Origin of the sequence: Sulfitobacter sp. W027, from assembly GCF_025143985.1 — a bacterium.
Taxonomy (GTDB): Bacteria; Pseudomonadota; Alphaproteobacteria; order Rhodobacterales; family Rhodobacteraceae; genus Sulfitobacter.
In genome coordinates this window covers 1,033,553-1,051,646 of sequence record NZ_CP083564.1, presented here as the reverse complement: position 1 = coordinate 1,051,646, position 18,094 = coordinate 1,033,553, and the positions used below count along the sequence as shown (strand labels likewise).

General features: G+C 60.1%; 21 protein-coding genes and 1 tRNA gene. 9 read left to right on the top strand and 13 right to left on the bottom strand.

Annotated features, from left to right (window positions below):
• Positions 1-22 precede the first annotated feature (22 nt).
• On the top strand, positions 23-934 hold the full coding sequence (locus K3759_RS05235; RefSeq protein WP_259984652.1) for a pirin family protein: 912 nt from the start codon (positions 23-25) through the stop codon (positions 932-934).
• 18 nt (positions 935-952) lie between these two features.
• Here the strand turns inward: K3759_RS05235 and K3759_RS05230 are convergent, their stop codons facing one another.
• Positions 953-1,537 carry a TetR/AcrR family transcriptional regulator gene (locus tag K3759_RS05230; protein ID WP_259984651.1) on the bottom strand — a complete coding sequence of 195 codons (585 nt, stop codon included), beginning with the start codon at positions 1,535-1,537 and terminating at the stop codon, positions 953-955.
• 75 nt (positions 1,538-1,612) lie between these two features.
• Between K3759_RS05230 and K3759_RS05225 the strand changes: the two genes are divergently transcribed.
• The 5 genes from K3759_RS05225 (at position 1,613) to K3759_RS05205 (ending at position 6,606) form a co-directional block, all read left to right on the top strand.
• Entirely contained in the window at positions 1,613-1,981 is a 369-nt protein-coding gene (locus K3759_RS05225; RefSeq protein WP_259984650.1) for a hypothetical protein, read from the top strand.
• A gap of 116 nt (positions 1,982-2,097) precedes the next feature.
• On the top strand, positions 2,098-3,384 hold the full coding sequence (locus K3759_RS05220) for a homoserine dehydrogenase (protein WP_259984649.1): 1,287 nt from the start codon (positions 2,098-2,100) through the stop codon (positions 3,382-3,384).
• A gap of 280 nt (positions 3,385-3,664) precedes the next feature.
• A complete protein-coding gene (gene glpX, locus K3759_RS05215) occupies positions 3,665-4,627 on the top strand; it encodes a class II fructose-bisphosphatase (protein WP_259984648.1) in 963 nt (320 codons plus the stop codon).
• Positions 4,628-4,679: 52 nt separating this feature from the next.
• A complete protein-coding gene (gene recJ / locus K3759_RS05210; RefSeq protein WP_259984647.1) occupies positions 4,680-6,419 on the top strand; it encodes a single-stranded-DNA-specific exonuclease RecJ in 1,740 nt (579 codons plus the stop codon).
• 112 nt (positions 6,420-6,531) lie between these two features.
• Positions 6,532-6,606: transfer RNA gene (locus tag K3759_RS05205), tRNA-Glu, on the top strand.
• 20 nt (positions 6,607-6,626) lie between these two features.
• Here the strand turns inward: K3759_RS05205 and K3759_RS05200 are convergent.
• From K3759_RS05200 to K3759_RS05190, 3 genes are read right to left on the bottom strand one after another with little or no spacing between them, the layout of a single operon-like run.
• Positions 6,627-7,697: a tyrosine-type recombinase/integrase gene (locus K3759_RS05200; RefSeq protein ID WP_259984646.1), complete on the bottom strand. Its 1,071-nt coding sequence runs from the start codon at positions 7,695-7,697 to the stop codon at positions 6,627-6,629.
• Complete coding sequence (locus tag K3759_RS05195; RefSeq protein WP_259984645.1) at positions 7,694-7,873, bottom strand: hypothetical protein; 180 nt, start codon at positions 7,871-7,873, stop codon at positions 7,694-7,696. The genes K3759_RS05200 and K3759_RS05195 overlap by 4 nt, the downstream gene beginning before the upstream one ends.
• A gap of 10 nt (positions 7,874-7,883) precedes the next feature.
• The gene (locus K3759_RS05190; protein ID WP_259984644.1) at positions 7,884-8,339 is read right to left on the bottom strand and encodes a hypothetical protein; all 456 of its coding nucleotides are present in this window, start codon (positions 8,337-8,339) and stop codon (positions 7,884-7,886) included.
• A gap of 648 nt (positions 8,340-8,987) precedes the next feature.
• On the opposite strand from K3759_RS05190, the gene K3759_RS05185 reads away from it, so the two are divergent.
• On the top strand, positions 8,988-9,215 hold the full coding sequence (locus tag K3759_RS05185) for a helix-turn-helix transcriptional regulator (protein ID WP_259984643.1): 228 nt from the start codon (positions 8,988-8,990) through the stop codon (positions 9,213-9,215).
• Position 9,216: 1 nt separating this feature from the next.
• Positions 9,217-9,663: a hypothetical protein gene (locus tag K3759_RS05180; RefSeq protein ID WP_259984642.1), complete on the top strand. Its 447-nt coding sequence runs from the start codon at positions 9,217-9,219 to the stop codon at positions 9,661-9,663.
• 110 nt (positions 9,664-9,773) lie between these two features.
• Here the strand turns inward: K3759_RS05180 and K3759_RS05175 are convergent, their stop codons facing one another.
• The 9 genes from K3759_RS05175 to K3759_RS05135 all read right to left on the bottom strand — a co-directional run bounded on the left by K3759_RS05175 (position 9,774) and on the right by K3759_RS05135 (position 16,596).
• Complete coding sequence (locus K3759_RS05175; RefSeq protein ID WP_259984641.1) at positions 9,774-10,838, bottom strand: phage portal protein; 1,065 nt, start codon at positions 10,836-10,838, stop codon at positions 9,774-9,776.
• A gap of 2 nt (positions 10,839-10,840) precedes the next feature.
• Complete coding sequence (locus tag K3759_RS05170; RefSeq protein WP_259984640.1) at positions 10,841-11,326, bottom strand: HK97 family phage prohead protease; 486 nt, start codon at positions 11,324-11,326, stop codon at positions 10,841-10,843.
• Between the two features lie 93 nt (positions 11,327-11,419).
• Positions 11,420-12,655, bottom strand: coding sequence for a phage major capsid protein (locus K3759_RS05165; protein WP_259984639.1), 1,236 nt, complete (start codon positions 12,653-12,655; stop codon positions 11,420-11,422).
• Complete coding sequence (locus tag K3759_RS05160; RefSeq protein WP_259984638.1) at positions 12,648-12,998, bottom strand: HNH endonuclease; 351 nt, start codon at positions 12,996-12,998, stop codon at positions 12,648-12,650. Before K3759_RS05160 ends, K3759_RS05165 begins: the two co-directional genes overlap by 8 nt.
• Positions 12,995-13,336: a phage head closure protein gene (locus K3759_RS05155; RefSeq protein ID WP_259984637.1), complete on the bottom strand. Its 342-nt coding sequence runs from the start codon at positions 13,334-13,336 to the stop codon at positions 12,995-12,997. Before K3759_RS05155 ends, K3759_RS05160 begins: the two co-directional genes overlap by 4 nt.
• Complete coding sequence (locus K3759_RS05150) at positions 13,327-15,036, bottom strand: terminase TerL endonuclease subunit (protein WP_259984636.1); 1,710 nt, start codon at positions 15,034-15,036, stop codon at positions 13,327-13,329. The genes K3759_RS05155 and K3759_RS05150 overlap by 10 nt, the downstream gene beginning before the upstream one ends.
• A gap of 380 nt (positions 15,037-15,416) precedes the next feature.
• Positions 15,417-15,644 (bottom strand): hypothetical protein, encoded by a 228-nt coding sequence (locus tag K3759_RS05145; protein WP_259984635.1) that lies wholly within the window; start codon positions 15,642-15,644, stop codon positions 15,417-15,419.
• The gene (locus K3759_RS05140; RefSeq protein WP_259984634.1) at positions 15,641-16,189 is read right to left on the bottom strand and encodes a hypothetical protein; all 549 of its coding nucleotides are present in this window, start codon (positions 16,187-16,189) and stop codon (positions 15,641-15,643) included. The genes K3759_RS05145 and K3759_RS05140 overlap by 4 nt, the downstream gene beginning before the upstream one ends.
• On the bottom strand, positions 16,186-16,596 hold the full coding sequence (locus K3759_RS05135; RefSeq protein WP_259984633.1) for a hypothetical protein: 411 nt from the start codon (positions 16,594-16,596) through the stop codon (positions 16,186-16,188). The genes K3759_RS05140 and K3759_RS05135 overlap by 4 nt, the downstream gene beginning before the upstream one ends.
• A gap of 712 nt (positions 16,597-17,308) precedes the next feature.
• Here K3759_RS05135 and K3759_RS05130 point away from each other — a divergent pair.
• Entirely contained in the window at positions 17,309-18,091 is a 783-nt protein-coding gene (locus K3759_RS05130; RefSeq protein ID WP_259984632.1) for a sugar transferase, read from the top strand.
• Positions 18,092-18,094: the final 3 nt, after the last annotated feature.

The window sequence follows — 18,094 nt, the reverse complement described above, 5'->3', positions numbered from 1 at the left end:
AGCAACTGCAAAGGAGAGCATCATGTCCCTTAGACCCACATTGGAAACCCGCCGCGCCACGCCCACGATGGAGGGCGCAGGCGTCAAACTGCACCGCGCCTTCGGCTTCCACGACCCGTCAGAGCTGGACCCCTTCCTGCTGTTCGACGACTTCCGCAACGACCGCCCCCAAGACTTTGAAAAGGGCTTCCCTTGGCACCCGCACCGCGGGATCGAGACGATCACCTATGTGCTTGAAGGGACCGTGGAACATGCGGATTCGCTGGGTAACACCGGCGATCTGAACGCAGGCGATGTGCAGTGGATGACCGCCGGTTCGGGCATTCTGCACCAAGAAATGCCGCGCGGGAACGACAAGGGACAGATGCATGGTTTCCAGCTTTGGGGGAACCTCCCCTCGGCCCAAAAGATGACCGCGCCGCGCTATCAGGATATGAAATCCGCCGATATTCCGGTGGTGACCGATGACGACGGCACACGGGTGAAGATCATCACGGGCGAGTTCTGGGGCAAACGTGGCCCCGTCGATGGCATCGCCGCCGATCCGCAATATCTGGATGTGTTCGTGCCCGCAGGCGTGAAGAAGACCTTTCGGATCGACACCTACCGCCGGGCCTTCGCCTATGTCTTTGAAGGCGCGGGTGCGTTCGCGGATGCCTCTGCCCCCTCGGGTGTGCTGCTGGAAAAAGAAGTCGGCGGCGAAGAGGTCAACATCCGCGACATGTCGGGCGACCGGACGCTGATCCGTTTCGGCACCGGGGATGAGGTGACGGTTCAGGCCGGGCCGGAAGGTGTGCGCTTCCTCTTGATCTCGGGCGCGCCGATTGAAGAGCCGGTGGCCTGGCATGGGCCGATCGTGATGAACACCCGCGCCGAATTGCAGCAGGCGATGCGCGATCTGAACAACGGGACGTTCATCCGCCCTGCACATTGAATGAAGGGCCGTGGCCGCTCAGGCGGTCACGGCCTTGCGCACCATATCCCAATATTGCGCAACGACCTCATCCAGCGACAGCCGCCCGCCCGCGCGGTACCAGGTGTTTACACCCGTCAACATGGCAATAATCGCCAGCGTCACGATCTTGGTATCGGCGACGGAGAAATCGCCGCTGGCCACCCCGGCGCGCAGGATCGTCTCCAACCGGTCCTCATAGTCACGGCGCAGGCGCTCGATCACGGCAAAATTCTCCTCCGTTAGATTACGCAATTCCATATAGGCGATGAAAACCTCATCAGGCCGATCCGCGTGAAAACGGATGTGGAAGGCCACAAAATCCTGCAACTGTTGCATGGCAGAGCGGTCTGCATCGCTGGGCGTTTCGGCCAGCAGGTCGGTCATATGGGCCTGCATTAGGTCAAACAGCAGGCTCTGTTTATCGGGCGTGTAGTTATAAAGCGCCCCGGCCTGCACGCCGACTTCGGCGGCGATCGCGCGCATCGACACGGCAGCATAGCCGCCCCGCGCAAAAAGCCGCAGCGCAGCCGCGCGGACGCGCGGGCCAGTGATATCGGAGTGTGAGCCTGTGGTTCTTGCCATAGCCGCAATTTAATGAACAAGCGTTCAAAAGCAAACCCCGCTTGCGCGAAGATCACCGCTGGGGCAGAACGAGGCATGACCCTCATGTGCACGCCCCGCCCCCTCTCGATCACCGCCATGTTTCTGGGCGTCTCGCTGATTGCGAGCTGCACGCAGTTTCCCGAACTTGACCGCACGATCACCCCAGAGCTTGAGGCAGCGCCCTACCCCGATCTGGTGCCGATCGAACCGCTTTTGGCCAAGGCCACCGCCGGGCGCATCGACCCCGTTCGGACCGAAGCCGAACTTTCGGGGCGCGCCGCCCAGCTTGACGCCCGCGCCGGGCGGATCGGCACAACAGGCACTGACGCCACGACCGCGACGCGGGTGACGCGACTGCGGGCAAAGGCCGCTGAGTTGCGGCGCGCACGTCAGGCCGTCGAAACCAGTGCAGAAGCTGAATAAACAGGCATGTCTGAGATGCGTATGCGCGTTGCACGTGCGCGCTGAACCCGATACATCGCGGCTATGCCCGGCCCCATCTGCCGGGCCTTTCGGATCAGACCAGAAGGACCACCGCCATGTCTAAGCCGCTTCGCCTCGGGATTGCCGGATTGGGAACCGTGGGCGTGGGTGTCCTGCGCATTCTGCGCCAGCAGGCCGCCCTGCTAGAGGCCCGTACCGGCTGCGCGATGACGGTTTCTGCGGTGTCGGCCCGCACCCGCAACAAGGACCGCGGGCTGTCGCTGGCGTCTTATGACTGGGAAGATGATCCCGTCAAACTGGCGACCCGCGATGACGTGGATGTTTTCGTCGAACTGATGGGCGGCGCGGATGGCCCAGCCAAAGCCGCGACCGAAGCCGCCCTGGCAGCGGGCAAGCATGTGGTCACCGCGAACAAAGCCATGCTGGCGATACACGGCCAAGCGCTGGCCGAACAGGCCGAAGGCGCAGGCGTGGCGCTGCGCTATGAGGCCGCTGTGGCGGGCGGCATCCCGGTTATCAAGACGCTGATGGAAGGGCTTGCTGGCAACGAGATCACCCGGATCATGGGCGTGATGAACGGCTCGTGCAATTACATCCTCACGCGGATGGAAGACTCTGGCAAAACTTATCAGGAGATTTTTGCCGAGGCTGATGGGCTGGGCTATCTCGAGGCCGATCCGCAATTGGACGTAGGCGGCATCGACGCGGCGCATAAGCTGGCGATATTGTCGTCCATCGCTTTCGGCACCAAAATCGACTTTGATGGCATCCAGCTTGAGGGGATCGAGCGGGTCGCAATTGAAGACATCCGCGCCGCTGCCGATATGGGCTATAAGATCAAACTCTTGGGCGTGACCCAAAAGACCGGGCGCGGGCTTGAGCAGCGGATGATGCCTTGCCTTGTGCCGCAGACCTCGCCCTTGGGTCAGCTGGACGGCGGGACCAATATGGTGGTGATCGAAGGCGACGCGGTGGGTCAGATCGTGCTGCGCGGCGCAGGCGCAGGCGAAGGTCCGACGGCGAGCGCGGTGATGGCCGATGTCTGCGACATCGCACGCGGGCTGCGCGGGCCGGTCTTTGGCCAGCCTGCCGACACGCTTGAAGAAACCACCCCCGCCAGCAGCCAGCGCCCTGCCCCCTATTATCTGCGCATGGCGCTCGTCGACAAGCCGGGTGCCCTGGCCAAGATCGCAACTGTATTGGGCGAAGCGGGCGTAAGCATTTACCGGATGCGGCAGTATGAGCACGCCGATACCTCTGCCCCGGTGTTGATCGTCACGCATAAGACCAGCCGCGATGCGCTGATCGAGGCGCTGGCGAATATGGACAAGACGGGCGTGCTCGCGGGCGAGCCCGTGGCGCTGCGGATCGAAGAGGTCTGAGGGTCATCGCCTGCCCGCGGGTCGGCGATGAGACGGTGCTTCGCGCCACTTTATAGTGCGTCCGTGATCTGCGTTTCGCGAGGGCGCACCTAGCATCACCAAAGCGCCTACCCAGTCGCACCAAAGGTGCGCCCTTATAATACGGCACGCCTTTGGCGTGACGGCCCGCCGCCTGCGGCTTCTTTCCGGGCCAAGTGCTACCTGCGCACAACCCAAAACTTGCCCCGAGGCCCGCGCGAGGGTACAGGACAGAAAACCCATCTGATCCCAAGGATATTCCATGACCGCTTCCGCCGAATTTCAAGACCGCATGCTCTCGCTCGGCCTCGCCCGCGTTTCCGAAGCCGCCGCGCTGGCCTCGGCCAAGCTGATCGGCAAAGGTGACGAGAAAGCCGCCGACCAAGCCGCCGTCAACGCTATGCGCGAGCAGCTCAACATGCTCGACATCGCGGGCGTCGTAGTCATCGGCGAAGGCGAGCGGGATGAGGCCCCGATGCTTTACATCGGCGAGGAAGTCGGCACCGGCAATGGCCCCGGCGTGGACATCGCGCTTGACCCGCTCGAAGGCACCACCCTGACCGCCAAAGACATGCCCAACGCGTTGACCGTGATCGCCATGGGCCCGCGCGGCTCCATGCTGCACGCGCCGGATACCTATATGGACAAGCTGGCGATCGGTCCGGGCTATGATGCTGACGTGGTCACACTCGACATGACCCCGGGTGAGCGGGTCGAAGCCTTGGCCCGTGCCAAGGGCTGCGCCGCCTCTGACATTACCGTTTGTATTCTTGAGCGTCCCCGCCACGCCGACATGATCGCCGAAGTGCGCGCAACCGGCGCTGCCATTCGCCTCATCACCGACGGTGATGTGGCTGGTGTGATGCATTGCGCCGACCCGGCGACCGGGATCGACATGTACATGGGTGCAGGTGGCGCGCCCGAAGGCGTGCTGGCTGCAGCAGCGCTGAAATGCATGGGCGGGCAGATGTATGGCCGCCTCCTGTTCCGCAACGACGACGAAAAAGGCCGCGCGGCCAAGGCGGGGATCACCGACTTCGACCGTGTTTATACCCGCGATGAAATGGTCACCCAAGATGTGATCTTTGCCGCAACAGGCGTCACTGGCGGCAACATCCTTCCGGGTGTGAAACGCGAGCCGGGCTGGCTGACCACCGAGACGCTGATCATGCGCTCGCGCACCGGGTCGGTCCGTCGGATCAACTACCGCACCCCGACAGAGTGAGGGCCAGACTGGCCTTCACCACCCCCTCCCATAACGGCCAGATGAGGTCCGAATGAGCTTTCTCGGTGTCGAAACATCTTTGACCGGGCGGCGCTGGATCGGCCCTGACGTGGAACTGACCCGCGCGGCAGAACTGCTGGTGCAGCGCGCGGGCCTGCCCGACCCGGTGTGCCAAGTGCTGGCGCGCCGCGGGGTGGTCGATACCCAAGCCGCGGGCTTCTTGGCCCCCGCCCTGCGCGATCTCTTGCCCGACCCGCGTTCCTTGCGGGATATGGAGGCAGCGGCGACGCGGTTCCTTGCGGCGCTTCAGGCCCAAGAACGCATTGCCATCTTTGCCGACTACGACGTGGACGGCGGCTCATCGGCTGCGCTGCTGCTGGTCTGGCTGCGCGACATGGGCCACCGCGCGACGCTCTATATCCCCGACCGTATCGACGAGGGCTATGGCCCCAATGACGAGGCCATGTCGGCACTGGCGGCGGAGCATGACCTGATCGTCTGCGTCGACTGCGGCACACTCTCTCACGGACCAATCGAGGCGGCCAAAGGCGCAGATGTCATCGTGCTCGACCACCACCTGGGCGGCGAAACGCTGCCTGATGCGCTGGCCGTGGTGAACCCCAACCGCCAAGATGAAGATGGCACACTAGCGCATCTCTGCGCCGCTGCGGTGGTCTTTTTGATGCTCGTCGAAGCGGGGCGTCAGTTGCGCGAAGCGGGCCGCAAAGGACCGGACTCGATGTCGATGCTGGATCTTGTGGGGCTGGCCACCGTGGCAGATGTGGCCCCCCTCATCGGCGTGAACCGCGCCTTCGTACGACAGGGCCTGAAGGTCATGGCCCGCCGCGCGCGGCCCGGCCTCGCAGCGCTGGCCGATGTCGCACGGATGGACACGGCGCCCACAGCCTACCACCTCGGTTTCCTGCTTGGCCCCCGCATCAACGCGGGCGGACGCATTGGCCAAGCAGACTTAGGTGCGCGGCTTCTGGCCACAGCCGACCCGCATGAGGCCGCGGCCCTCGCCGAACGGCTGGACCAACTGAACACCGACCGCCGAGAGGTTGAGGCCGCCGTGCGCGCCAGCGCCATGGCACAGGCTGAGGATCGCGGCTTTGACGGACCACTGGCATGGGCCGCTGGCCCCGGCTGGCACCCCGGCGTGGTGGGCATCGTCGCCTCACGGCTTAAGGAAGCGTCGAACCGCCCCTCAATTGTCATCGGCGTCGAAGACGGCATCGGCAAAGGCTCGGGCCGCTCGATCAGCGGTATCGACCTCGGCGCGCCGATCCAACGCCTTGCAGCTGAAGGGCTGCTGATCAAAGGCGGCGGTCACAAGATGGCGGCGGGCCTCACGGTGGCGGAAGACAAGATCGATGCGGCCATGGAACGCTTGGGCGAATTGCTCACCAAACAGGGCGCGCATTTGGCAGGCCCTGCAGATCTCAACCTCTGCGGCATGATGATGCCCGGTGCGGCCACGGTAGAACTGGCCGAGATGGTTGACCAAGCCGGCCCCTTCGGCGCAGGCGCCCCCGCGCCGCGCTATGCCTTCGCCGATATGCAAATCCGCTTTGCCAAACGCGTGGGCGAGAACCATCTCAAAGTGAGTTTCGGAGACGGACTGGGCGCGAATCTGGAAGCCATTTCCTTTGGCGCCTACGACGGCCCCCTCGGCCCCGCGCTTGAGAACCACGGCGGCGCGCGTTTCCACCTCGCAGGGCGTCTCGACATCAACAATTTCCGTGGTCGGCGCAGCGTTCAACTGCGTTTGGAAGACGCCGCACGAGCCTGAAAACTTTTTCTAGAAAAAGTTCATTTTTCTGCTTGCAGCCCTCCGCAGGATTACTTAAACGTCCGCTCACAGACAGAGCAGCAACACTTCAAACGCTGCACTGACACAGAGTGGCCCGTTCGTCTATCGGTTAGGACGCCAGGTTTTCAACCTGGAAAGAGGGGTTCGATTCCCCTACGGGCTGCCACTTCCACACATAAGCCGTTGTTAATCATTAGCTTTTCCTTCCTTCTTGTCCAACTGGTCGGATGGGTTGGACACTTTTCCCGCATTCAGCTTCGCAAAACCGCTGTCCGCTAAGCGCGCCCGGTTGGCTTTCTTGGTGTAGACCGCCGCCTGTGTCGTGTCGGAGTGCGCAAGGTAAGATGCGATCTCCCATTCCGACGCTCCGGCGTTTGCAAGCCTGGTGGCCCCGGCCTTCCGCAGTCCGTGCAGCGAACCTGGAACATTGGCCTCGGCGCATCTGTCACGGAACCAGTTGCCGAGCGATGCGACAGCATATGGCTTGTCGCTTTTTTCCTGGGTGACGAACAGTAGCCGATCCTTGGGAACGTGGCGCAGTTCTTCGGCCAACTCAGGCAGGATTGGCATGTCAGCCGCTACGGCGGTCTTATGCCTGCGATAGGCGATCCGGCCCTCCTTGACGTGCTGGCGACCGACACGCGCAAGGTCTTGCCGTGCCATGCCGGTATTGAGCGCCAGGAGCATCACCAGCCGCGCTTTTGTGGTCGGGCCGTGCTGTTCGAGGAAGCGGCTCACCTCGGCGTCAGTCCATGTATGGAAACCGTCCGGGTTCGTTTTCATGCGTTCGGCATGGCGCGCCGGGTTCGGGCCAGTATAGCCAAGTTTCTTAGCCGCAAAATTGAACAGCATGGACAGGTTCTTTTTAACTGTGTTGGCGGCGGTCGGTCCTTTTTTCTTAGACATGAGGGCTTCGACGTGCCGGACTTCCAGCCGCTCAAACTGATACCTCCCCGCCTCTTTCCGCAGCCAATCCAACTCAAGGCGGATCGTGCGCTTGCGGCTGTCGGAAAGGTTCTGAAACCGCAGGCTACGCAGGTATTGCTCGATCAGCCATGCAAGCGTGCCTGCAAGTGCAGTCGATGCGCTTGAGGGCTTGGAACCGGCAAGCGCGGCCTCGTATGCCGCCAGAAAGTCCGCTGAGCCATAGGGGCCGGGCAGATTGATACGGAAGTCACCGCGCTCAAACTTCCAGTAGATGCGACCTTTGACGACATTCTTGCGAACGCCTGGGTATGGGTTCTTGCGTCTGGTCATCGCAGCAACTCGTCGGGATCGGGGCCTACTTGATCGACGTCAGTTGCCCCTGCAACAATCTCATGAGAACCGTCAACGCGGACCACGACACGCCATTGCTTCACCCCTGCCGCCTGCAACGCCTTAGCGTAGCGGGTGAGCTCAGATTGCTTCAGAACTGCGGGGCGACCAGACATGAATATCTCCTCAGGCGCTTTCGCCAGACCAATCGGCGAGCTTGGCATCCGTCGCAGCCTGAATGCCGGTCAAGCTGAAGCAGATGGTGGCAATCTCCGAGCCAACTTCGCCTGCGAAAAACGCTGGGGGCTGGTCATACTTGTTTGCAATCCAGTCATCGTTGAACCCACTCAACGGCAAGTCGATCCGGTCGGAGCCTTCAGGACGGTCCGAACGCAGGGCTTCTGCGACCTTACAAGCGTACATCCCCGCTACCTTTTTACTGATGGCAGGCTTTCGTTCGCGGGGCTTTGTGGCAGTTTCGCCCTGCGCGCCATAAACGCGGAGAAGAAACGCGTAGAGGAAAAGTCCGCACAAGTCCGGCTTGTCCCAAAAGCGACCCGTCGATTTTTGCGCCTCGGGGGCGCATTGGTAAATACCTGCTGCAATGTCTTCATTCAGGCGCTGACGATCCAGCCCCATCACATCGCACGCCGCTGATGTTGGCAGTATATCCAAACTCATCTTTCGTCTCCTTGCCTCTTTACCCAATATCTAAACGAATAGAAGGACCCTGCCGGGTCGGTCTATAGCGAATATTCGAACTGGACTTTGCTATTCCGGAAGTGTATTAACTCTGGCCGCGCCCCGCCAAATCGCTTGGATTAGCCTGTTTCCTTCCCACTCAGATTGCTCTTTGTACAAGTCGCTACCTGGCGCCGCCGATGGACCCTCATAGACCCATAGAACATGGGCTATCGCCGCGATTCCCTCCGAACTGGTTGGCGTTAAGTTTCCCAAAGCATCAAGTGCCACAAACTCTGCTCTATCAGCGGCTAAAGTTTCAGGGCTGTCAGCATCGCCGTTTCCGGGAATTGCAGCGGCGCGTTCCCAGTCTGCACGGGCAGAGCACCAATTGTGGTAGATTGGCAAAACGGGGTCCTCAACACTGGCCGTTACTGGAACCGCAAAAGCAACAGTTGCAGGAAATACACTCAACAGAGTGCGGCGAGACATAACTGGGCTGTTCGCGCAAACGCGTTTATTGGTCATTGTCACGATCTCTCAACTGGGGTAGCAATAGTTTATGTTGATAAGGATAGACGCCCAAAGCGTCAACATTAAATATTGATAATGACTCCAGCACAATGCCGGGCAGCCCGCGCCTTAATCGGACTAACTCAGCCAGAATTAGCGAAAGCAGCGGGCGTTGGTCTTTCAACCATTGTTGATTTTGAAAAAGAACGTCGGGTTGTTTCGATTAAGGCACAAGCAAAGTTGCAAGAAACGCTCGAGAAAGTGGGAATTGATTTTATCCCGGCGAATGATCGCGGTGTGGGCGTCAGATTGAGAAAGTCATAGAATGTCAGATACTAACTTGGAGAAAGTATTTTCTGCGGTAAAGCGGCGAAGCCCCACTGCAGAGAACCTCAAAATCGTTTCAGTGCAGAACCGTTTTTTAGACGGATCACTCTATACTGTCGGTTTTGATTGGGAACAACAGGGCGTAACAACTAGTGTTATTAACCGGGTATATGTCCATGGTAAGTCTGTCGATGTCTATGGCTTCGATGAACAATTACTTGCGATAGTTGGCGCCACTCACGGCAGAGGCATCACTAATTTCATCAAGAGCCCACGGGCCGTCACTTCGATGATCGCTATCTCCATTACCCTGTTGATTTGCATCCATCAGGGAACATCAATTTATTACGGGAGTATTCCTGAGATACCGGAATTCCTCTCGAGCGGCTTCCTTCTGATACTTGGCTTCTATTTTGGCAAAACCATACATTCGGACGACGGTTGATGCGCGCCGCGCCCGAGAGTTTAGAGAACGGGCCGCGCGCCGTCGGGGTTGTTGCGGTACTCGCCGACTAAACCGGATCACGTGGCGAAAGACAGCCAAGGGTGATCGCCTTATCTCTCCCAATCCACCATGCGCATCGCGCCGGAAACGGCAGCCGGATCGATGTCAGCCGCCTTCGCTTCGGCCAGCGTTTTGATGATCGCGGATAGCGCCCTGGCACGGCCTCCCGCGTCGAAGGCTTGCAAAGGCCGGATCGTGTCAATTTCCACCTTCACACCCAGCTTGTCCGACGCCTCATCGGCCAGCAGCGCAGCGATCGGCTGCAAGGTCCAAATGGCAAGCTGTCGCTGCGCCTCTCGCACCGCTGGCCCAGTGACCGCACGGTTGGCTAGAGAGGGCAGGACGCCGTACGCCATTAGAATGCCCTCACGTGCCGCTGCCAGCGTTTCGTCCGTCATGCTCTTTGACAGGTCGGGTGAAAGCTGATCTGGCTTCTGGCCGATCGTCGGGTTCATGCCCGCCGCCGTGGCCTGAGCCACGCCCTCGATCACTAGCGTCGAGCCGCGCCTCCCTTTGAACGCCGCTCGCATGGTTTCCATATCGTCGGTGCCGGTGTCGGGCAATGGCACGATCTGGGAGCCGAGTGGTGCGCTCTCGAACGTTTCAGCAAGCGCAGCTTCTACAGCATGTAGCATCCCGCCTGTAAGGCTCGATCGGCGCAAGGGTGCGCTACCACTCCAAGGCGCTATACTTTCTGATCCGATCCGCAGATGTAGCACTTCTTCAGCAAGTACCGTTTGCGATCGCCCGCCGGTCGCCTCAGGAAGCGTCACACGATATGCGCGCGGGCGTCCATTGCGCGTCGTTACATCCCAATCAGTCGCCGGGACCAGCCCCATTTCAGTGAGAAGAAAGACGGCCTCGCCATTTAACGCGATAGAACGGGCGGTCATTGCCATGTGCTGTCGCGTTAGCAAATCGGTGCCAGTCACATCCGCCATTGCGAACCCGCCTTCCCATAGCGACACGCAGCTCTGAACGGTCGCCGTCAGCTCGGCGACCCCGCGCCGCCCGCTGATGTAGCCCTCACGCGCTGTCATCACCTGCGTAGTGTAGCTTGATCCGCCCGACCGCGCCTCGATCGGGCGCAGCTTGTTCTTAAACCATCCGAGCATATTCACCTCCATCGGATTGCGGGATGAACGCTCACCACGCGTTGCGCAGCTTCCGCCACAGGCTGCCAATTCCGCGCCTCGATCTGAGCTTGCGGATAAGCTGGTTTGGTTACCGCGCTGATTTCAATCAGGTCGGCGGCGCGGATCGTGCGCAGGATCGCTCCGCCGCGCGCTTCAACCGTTTCGCCACCTGGCCGAACCCGAAAGCCTGGCGACAGACCGCGCACTAGCCCGGCCGCATGGGCAGACAGGAAGTCGCGAACATAAGAAACCTGCCCCATGTCCGCGCTGATCCGGGCTTCGATAATCAAAGCATCGTCAGTTTCCGTCAAAGTAAGGCTGCCAGCGGAACGTGATGCCAGCGGCTTGTTAAAGTCATGGCCGGAAAGGAAATGCACGTCCTCGCCCCGGTCCAGCCGATCGGCAAAGGCGCGAGCTGCAATCATCTCTCGACGCTCACGCCCCGCGCCCATGCGCTCGGCCAGCACGGTTTCCCGGCCATATGGAAAGGTTGCCCGAAGGCGGATTTCTCCGCCCCTCGGTGCGCAGCTCAAGGCTGCCGGTGTGAGCACCCCAAAGCATTATACGCCCGCCAGTCCAGTCAGAATGCGAGTTTGCAGCCCACGTGGCACGGTGAAGTCAGCGGTCACCAGACCAGTCAGGACCAACGCACCAGAACCCGCTTTGGTGTAGGGATCCCGGATCAAGTCGACGCCGCCGTAGAGACCCAAATAGCCAGGGGCGATACCTTGGACGTTGGCAGTCATAATTGACGATGCAGCAGGGATTACATTGCTGATTGCAGGTGTGCCTACATGCTTGGTCAGGCGATCCCATTCCGAAACAGCGGTGCCTGCAATCAGGGCCTCATCCAAATCGGCCCAGATTGCCGGATCAAAGGCAAGGTTGACCTGGCTGGCGCTAGAAATGGCGTTCGCTTGCATGAAGGCGACAACCTCAGCCCGGAACGCCGCCCAGGTGGCTTCTGCTCCAACAGGAGTGCTTTGGATACCGTAGGTCGTCGCGCCGGGAATGATCCCAAGAGGTTCGCCAGTTGCGCCACTGCCATTGATCACCACGCGGTCCAGCTCGGCCCCGATCACCGCATTCAAATCCCGCCGAATGGCTGCCTCAAGCCCTTCGCCGCTTTGCTTCATCGCCTTGCGGCTGATAACCATCTGCGCGCCGCCGGTGTGGTCGGGCGACAGGCTGCGCTCGGTCGTGGCATATTTCTTCTGCGCCCCAACATCGCCCAGCTCGGTCGTTTGCCAGCCAAAGATTGCGCCAGAGGTCGCCACAGGAAATGCCAGTGAACCTTGCGCGATGCTGATCCGCTGAACACCGATTTTCTCGGCCACAGAGCCGGGGAAGATGCGGTCGATGACCGGGCGGATCGCCTTGGGATCAATATTATCCGCGGCGACGGTTTCACCCGCGCGAGTTTCCAGCGCGGCATAGGGGACCGGGATGCCCTGATAACCGCCGAGACTGCGCATCTCGTCAATGATCTCTTTCGTTGCGCCATCCAGTGCGCGCCCTTCATCAAGAGCGAAAGCAACCTGGCGCAACTCGAACCGCCCCATGATTTCGACCCATTCACGATCGGAGCGCGTCTCAAGTTCCTCTCCCGCCTCACGACGTTCGGTATCCTCGGCGATGAGGGCAGCACGATAGCGCGTTTCGTTCGATCGATATTCGGTATCGAGTTCGCCCATTTTCCGGACTTCATCCTCGGACGGTGTTTCCTTATTTGCCAGTTCGGAGAGGTTCTGACGGATTTCCGACTGACGCCGGGCGATTTCGACTGATTTAAGCATCTTTGACTTCCTTTTGATTGATGCCGCGTTCGTCGGGGCGCGATAGCGCCTCGACAGCTTGCCGCCAGTTTTGGCGGTCTTCTCGGGGCGGGGGATGCCCGCACTCGATCCTTGTTTTCCTGGTGTGGCAGCTCGGACAGAGCGCTTGCAGGTTGCCGGGTTCATAGGACAGCTCGGGATGCGTCCGGACCGGCTTGATGTGATCCACTTCCAAACGCCCACCGCAGCCGCAGGAACGGCAGCGATAGCGATCGCGTTCGAGGATTTCCGCGCGCAAGACTTGCCAGCGTTTGGTGCGTGTGACGCGTTTTGAATAGCGGTGGTGATCTCGGCGAATGCTCATTGATCGGCCCTCGCCGAACAGGTCAGCTCCAACATGCGCCGCCGCCGATCTGGCGTTTCCTTGATGCCGGTGATGTCGTATTCACGGCCTTCACAAGTCAGCCGATCTTTAGGATCGAGGTCGGCAGTGAAGCTACTCCACCGGACCGTAAAACGCGTTGTGATCGAGGCTTGGACTTGATCCGCGCTCCACCGTTCCGCATCGCTCACGTCACGTTTTGCAGCGGCGACAGGTGTGCCGTGATCGCTCCACTCCTCGACCTTGCCGAAACCGTCATCGACCAGGATGAAGCGGCGGAATTGAACCCGCCTGTCCAGATTCCCTGCGTTCAAAACCATTGCATTTTCGCCTTCGCTTTGGGTTGAGCTGCGATCCGCGCGCCCTGGGCCACCGCAAGGACGGACGCCGCCGCCGCGTCGATGCGACCTGTGGAACGGGCTTTCGCAATTTTGATGTTATTGGCGGGATCGCGCAGGCAGACGGTGTCACCGAAGGCAGAGCGCAAAAGTAGGGAGGGCTTGGCCTTGATTTGCCCATCAAAGGCGGCCCGGCGGAACCTTTCTGCATCTTCGCCGCCATCGCGGAAACCTTGCCCGCGCCAAACCAAGGGCGCACGAATACCGGCCCTGGCAATTGCCTCGCCGAGTTCCGCCTGTTTGTAGCGGTCCATAGTGATCGCGGTGATGGGCTCTCCCTCGACATGGCGCACCACCTCGACCAGCCAGGGCGCGACCGGAACTGTCTTATCGCCGAGGACAGACAGTTCACCTCGATCATGCATTTCGACGTAGCGATCGGCGACGCCATCAGATTGACCACGATCCAACAGGCTGGGCATGGATGGGAATGTACCTTTGCATTCAAGACGGCCTGTTTCTGGCCAGTAGAATGCCGCCGCTGTCATTGAGGCAGAGCCGCCGAGGTCGATCCCGATCACCACGCCGCCTTCACGCGGGGGCAGTACATCGGCTTCACATTCCAGCCATTCGTCTAGCGTGATCAGAAGATCGCGCGTCTCGCCGGACACTCGCTCGTTGCGGTTATAGAGCCGGAAGCTCGTTAGGCTGGACCCACCTCTGGCAATAGCGCGTTTGGCTTGCGCCTCAAGCCAGCCCAGTGAACCGCCGATACCATGTGGCGCACCAGGATTAGCGATCAAAAGGCTTTCCGTATCATCGGCAGGAAGGCCCGGCGCAGGACGATGCTCTTGGACATAGGAACCCGATGTCGGGTCATCGATCCATCGAGAGAAAGGATGCGTGTCGTCGCTGGCGCTGGTGCTGATCAGAAATGCCCGGCCTTCCCGCTTACCCAGGCCGGATAGTAGCGCATGTTCCAGCTCATCGCCTCGATCGAGCGCCCAATGGCCGCGCTCATCTAGAATTGCCATCGTCGGCGCGCCGCCGAGTGCTGATTTGCCGTCAGCTGCGATCACGCGAAGAACATGCCCACCGCCATCGCCGCCATACTCAATTTCGAGCCTAGGCGCGCGGCGGAAAATGAAGTGTCGGCGGATTTCTAAAGGCAGGCTTTCGATGAAGCCCGCTACAAAGTCCCAGATGATCCGGCCCTGATCGCGGGTACGCGCAGCGGCGATGATCTCCCGCCGAGGCTGGCGATCCCAGATGCCGAGCAGACCTCCGAGGGCGAGGCCCGCCGTTATAGCGGATTTCCCGTTGCCGCGACCGATGCTCAGAACAGCGTTGACGGTATCGGCTGCCAAAGCGCCTTCGATAAATTGCCGCTGAAAGGGCGCGAGCTGAACCGGCTTGCCAGCGTTCGGACCCTCAGGAATGTTAAGTCCATGCATGAACTGCATAGCTCTTTCCGCTGGGGCCTGATTTTCCCAATCTGAGCCGGGCGCGAAAATTGATAACTCTCCTCCCCGGTCCCGCGCGGGTGCCAAAGTCGCGGCATTGGGACCATTGCCGAAGAGGTCATCTTGGCGTTGCTCAGACAAAGACAGCTTGGGCGCGGTGGGCAGCTTCGAGCCATCCGCCTTGCGCCACGTCCTCTCTCTCTTCTTCGTCTCTGTCATCGTCTTGCCTCTCGCGCGTTACTCTACTGTCGTGGCCCTCTGCTCACTGGTGAGGGTTGCTGTGACGGTCAGAAAGCGGGTTACTGCAGCGGGGTTGAAAACCCGCCTCCCGCCCTGACCGCTACGATCTTGCCTGCTCACCGGAGCCGGGCCGCCGCTTAGGTCAGACCTCGCCTTCCCCTCGGCTCGATCCGCACTCCCATGTTCACCGCCTAGGAGGGTGGCAGTGGGGCCTTAGGGCGTGGAGTGACCGCGTGACGCGGAATAGCTGCCCTTGTGCTGTGGCCCGTTTCCCGGTAGCACTGTGATGCGTCAGGCCCGGCTAACCCGTAAAAGCCACCTGCCGCATAGGCCCGCCGTTTGTCCCGGCGGGCTTTCTTTTATCTCTCGATCACTTCCCCTTCAGATGACGGTGCCGTGCCCAGTTCGGACACGAGCCGCCGCATGATCTGCTCTTGCTTGTGGGTGGGACGCCACGAAGCCCGCTTGCCGTGCTTTGCGATCGAGCGGGCGAACCCTTTCAACCATTCATCACTGCCCGCCATTGCGGCGCGCAGGACCAGCGGCCAGCGGTAGTGGAGGATTTCATCAAGCTCGCGGCTGGTCATAGCCGCAACCCGCGATACCGTGCTGCCACGCGCGTCATGTGGGGCGACATCGTCAACTCGCGCTGGCTCATGGGCGATCGGCCATCATAATGCAGCGCAGTCTGATCCATGATCGCTTGAGCCAAGTCGTGTGGGATGTCAGAGGGACTACTGCCAAACCCCGCCTGGTAGGTAATTTCCAGCCGTGTCAGCCTGTCCGCTGCGACGTCATCATCCCAGATGATCGTCGGAATGTGGCCGGGAAGCAGGGTGAACCTTGTAACCGGAGAACCGTCGACAGCAACGGTCGGAACCTCGCCGTCCAGCACTGGGCCGATCGGAAGAACGAAGTATGACGCGGGGGAAGGATCCAGGACGACAACTCGGATAGTTTGCGTCAGAAGTGCAATCCCAGCGAAACCCATCACATCGAGGGCCGCTGTGTGTGCCATAGTGGTGATTGCCTGATCCTGGTCAGAGCCATCAACCCGCAAGTGTTGCTTCACCGCAGTCAAATCAACAGGCAATTCGGTCGGCAAGCTGAGGCGGTCTACAAACATCTTCATGCTGCAATCTCCACTTCACTGATGTGCTGAAAGAATGCGGCCTGGTCCTGCGCACTCATGGCGTCATGAGCAGCCAGAGCATATGCCTTAAGTTCCGATCGAGTGGCGCAGGATGCCCAAAACCGGGCCTCATCAAGTCCACCGAGGAAAGCGGGTAGCGGAGAACCTGCGGCTTTGAGGACCGCAGCGGCTGTCAGCTCTACATGCTCTGGTTTGAGCGCCATAAGAGCAGCCCAGGCCAAGGAGGCCCGCTCGGTCGCGTCTAGCTTTGCAGATGCGACTTTCGAGAAACCAAGCCACGCATCTGAGGTCTGCAATGTGAGACAGTAGCCGATCATCCGCGACATGCGCTTATGATCGGGAGCGATGTGGCGTCCTAGGTTGGAGCGCTTTTTCGGGTTGGACAAAGCGCATTTTTTCGCTTTGTTATCAATGGGGGTCGCACCGCCTGTTGGACAAGCTAGACCGTTGAATTGACTGGAAACTGGTACAACCCTACGGGCTGCCACTTTTCTCCTTCACAAATAGCTAAAACAGACCCTGGGCCGCATCAGAGAATCCCTTTGGGGTTTTGCACACGATTTAGCTCGACTTATCTCTACATCCCCGTGCCTCTCGCCCAACTGTCGCCCATTTATCGCCCTGACATTGCTGTGAGAACTCTGAGCTACGGCGCTTCAAGCGGTACGGAAGGTTCACACCGACAGTCTTGACCGAAGGGTCCGGGACATTCTGGCAATAGCGAAACATGCATCAGGCCAGCCCCCTCACACATCCATTGGTTAAGAAGATTTATTTATATAGATCAACATATTATAGACTTCACCCGGTTTTTGGGCCAAGCACTTAGATGCGCTGACAAACTGCTCGTGAATCCTGTCATCCGACCTAGAGTAATTCCTCTACCCCACCATTTCATTGGTCAACTTCCGCCAACCCACTCTACCTTGAAACAGTCTGTTTCTAAGAAAATGGATCAAATAAGGCGAAAAGGTGGTATGAAAGGATACATATCCTACCTGTCTGGATAGGTCAGATAGACCTTCAAGACGCAGCGGTGTGAATGCGCTGTGGATCGTGCTGGTCCAATTACACAGGATAAAACCCTGGGGGGTTTAAATGAAGTACGTTAACGTCGACGGCCATGCTTATGGCTTGACGGAGGTCACCGCAGGAGCTCCGATATTGGGCGGCTCTATGGGCCGCGCCCTGAGTGGTGCGCAGCCTGCCGTTGCGCGCGGTGCTATGCTGCAAGCGCCGCGCGCTTTGGCTTCCTTTTGCCTGCGCCCCACCGGACTTTATGGCCGCTACGCCAAGCCAATTATCGACAAGTTGTTGATCCTTGCCGCCCTGCCCATCGCGCTGCCGATTATCGCGCTCTGCGCGCTGGCGCTGTGGATCGAAAGCGGTCAGCCCTTCTATACTCAGCAGCGCCTTGGCCGAGGTGGAAAGCGCTTCTCTATCCTGAAACTGCGGACCATGGTGCGCGATGCCGATGCGGTGCTGGAAAGCTATCTTGCCGCGAACCCGGCGATGCGCGCGGAATGGGATGAGATGCAAAAGCTTAAGAACGATCCGCGCATCACACGGGTGGGCAGTTTCCTGCGAGCTACGTCACTTGATGAGCTGCCACAGCTATGGAACGTGTTGATCGGAGACATGAGCTTGATTGGCCCGCGTCCGATGATGCCCGACCAGCTTGAGATGTATGGCGATGCGAAAGCCTACTTTGCCCTTCGCCCCGGCATCACTGGCCTGTGGCAGGTCTCTGCCCGCAACAACAGCCGGTTTACCTACCGTAATGAAGTGGACGGCGCCTATCGGCGTAATCTGTCGCTGCCGATGGATCTGACCATTCTTCTCAAAACCGTCGGTGTCGTCTTGCGTCGGACCGGGTGCTGAGCG

Coding starts and splice junctions, on each gene's coding strand:
- K3759_RS05155 (WP_259984637.1), bottom strand. CDS start 13,336: ATGGTTTTGAACGCAGGGAATCTGGACAGGCGGGTTCAATTCCGCCGC.
- K3759_RS05195 (WP_259984645.1), bottom strand. CDS start 7,873: ATGTCTGGTCGCCCCGCAGTTCTGAAGCAATCTGAGCTCACCCGCTAC.
- K3759_RS05220 (WP_259984649.1), top strand. CDS start 2,098: ATGTCTAAGCCGCTTCGCCTCGGGATTGCCGGATTGGGAACCGTGGGC.
- recJ (WP_259984647.1), top strand. CDS start 4,680: ATGAGCTTTCTCGGTGTCGAAACATCTTTGACCGGGCGGCGCTGGATC.
- K3759_RS05165 (WP_259984639.1), bottom strand. CDS start 12,655: ATGCTTAAATCAGTCGAAATCGCCCGGCGTCAGTCGGAAATCCGTCAG.
- K3759_RS05230 (WP_259984651.1), bottom strand. CDS start 1,537: ATGGCAAGAACCACAGGCTCACACTCCGATATCACTGGCCCGCGCGTC.
- K3759_RS05185 (WP_259984643.1), top strand. CDS start 8,988: ATGACTCCAGCACAATGCCGGGCAGCCCGCGCCTTAATCGGACTAACT.
- K3759_RS05145 (WP_259984635.1), bottom strand. CDS start 15,644: ATGACCAGCCGCGAGCTTGATGAAATCCTCCACTACCGCTGGCCGCTG.
- K3759_RS05175 (WP_259984641.1), bottom strand. CDS start 10,838: ATGCTCGGATGGTTTAAGAACAAGCTGCGCCCGATCGAGGCGCGGTCG.
- K3759_RS05140 (WP_259984634.1), bottom strand. CDS start 16,189: ATGAAGATGTTTGTAGACCGCCTCAGCTTGCCGACCGAATTGCCTGTT.
- K3759_RS05200 (WP_259984646.1), bottom strand. CDS start 7,697: ATGACCAGACGCAAGAACCCATACCCAGGCGTTCGCAAGAATGTCGTC.
- K3759_RS05150 (WP_259984636.1), bottom strand. CDS start 15,036: ATGACAGAGACGAAGAAGAGAGAGAGGACGTGGCGCAAGGCGGATGGC.
- K3759_RS05180 (WP_259984642.1), top strand. CDS start 9,217: ATGTCAGATACTAACTTGGAGAAAGTATTTTCTGCGGTAAAGCGGCGA.
- glpX (WP_259984648.1), top strand. CDS start 3,665: ATGACCGCTTCCGCCGAATTTCAAGACCGCATGCTCTCGCTCGGCCTC.
- K3759_RS05225 (WP_259984650.1), top strand. CDS start 1,613: ATGACCCTCATGTGCACGCCCCGCCCCCTCTCGATCACCGCCATGTTT.
- K3759_RS05130 (WP_259984632.1), top strand. CDS start 17,309: ATGAAGTACGTTAACGTCGACGGCCATGCTTATGGCTTGACGGAGGTC.
- K3759_RS05160 (WP_259984638.1), bottom strand. CDS start 12,998: ATGAGCATTCGCCGAGATCACCACCGCTATTCAAAACGCGTCACACGC.
- K3759_RS05235 (WP_259984652.1), top strand. CDS start 23: ATGTCCCTTAGACCCACATTGGAAACCCGCCGCGCCACGCCCACGATG.